The organism is Thalassolituus sp. UBA2009 (assembly GCF_002335285.1).
Lineage (GTDB): Bacteria > Pseudomonadota > Gammaproteobacteria > Pseudomonadales > Oceanobacteraceae > Venatoribacter > Venatoribacter alkanivorans.
In genome coordinates, this window is sequence record NZ_DDCJ01000130.1 from 1 (window position 1) to 922 (window position 922).

The window sequence follows — 922 nt, forward strand, 5'->3', positions numbered from 1 at the left end:
TGTTGATTTTTATATTATTTCTCGTTTAAAGAGTTTTCAGGCGGTGCTTCCGTAACCCCTGTTATTGCCGCTTGCTCAGCGCGCGTTTGGTCAGGGCGGTGGCTTCGGCGCTGAGCGGGTCTTCCGGCCAGGGATGCTTGGGATAGCGGCCACGCATGTCTTTGCGCACCTCCGCATAGGTGTTACGCCAGAAGTGTGGCAGATCGCGGGTGACCTGCAGTGGCCGGCGCGCCGGTGACAGCAGGTGAATCAGTAAGGGCAGGCGGCCGTTAAGAACGGCGGGCTGGCCCTCGTAGCCAAACATTTCCTGCAGTTTTACGGCCAGTACCGGCGGTTGATCCTGGGCGTCCTGGCGGTTCGGGTCATTGCTGTACTGCAGTTCAATGCGCGAGCCACTGGCAACCTGCCAGTGCGTCGGCAAGAGCTGCGCGAGCTGTTGCTGTTGTTCCCAGCTGAGCAGACTGAGTAGGGCATCGGCCAGCGCGATTTTGTTAAGGTCACGCAGGCTACGGGCGTTGTCACAGAACGGCAGCAACCAGTCATCCAGCCGTTGCAGCAGGCCCTGATCGCTGACATCCGGCCATTTCTCGGCTTCAGCGCTGTTGTGATTCAGATACTGAGCCGCCAGCGCCATGCGGCTGCGTACTGTGTTGGCGTCATCCTGCCAGGGCAGGTCGCTCAGGCCACGCTGCATAAAGTAATCACGCCAGGCCTGTTGCCAGTCGGCGGCAGACAGCGCCGGCAGCGGCTTGCTGTTCAGGATCAGCTGTCCCAGACACTGATGGCGCAGGGCTTTCAGCTGGCCGCTGTCGTTCCAGCCAATCTCGGTGCGCTCGCTGAACAGTTGTGGGGCGATTTCCTGTAAGGACGCCAGACTGTTACGGTGCAGCGTTGCCGCCAGACGGATACGATCCGGCTGACC

1 protein-coding gene is annotated in these 922 nt (G+C 60.4%); it reads right to left on the bottom strand.

The window, feature by feature from the left end; translation table 11 throughout:
* Nucleotides 1–61 precede the first annotated feature (61 nt).
* The coding region (locus tag B3P58_RS15770) for an ATP-dependent helicase C-terminal domain-containing protein (RefSeq protein ID WP_286718967.1) at nt 62–922 on the bottom strand (861 nt) is incomplete at its 5' end.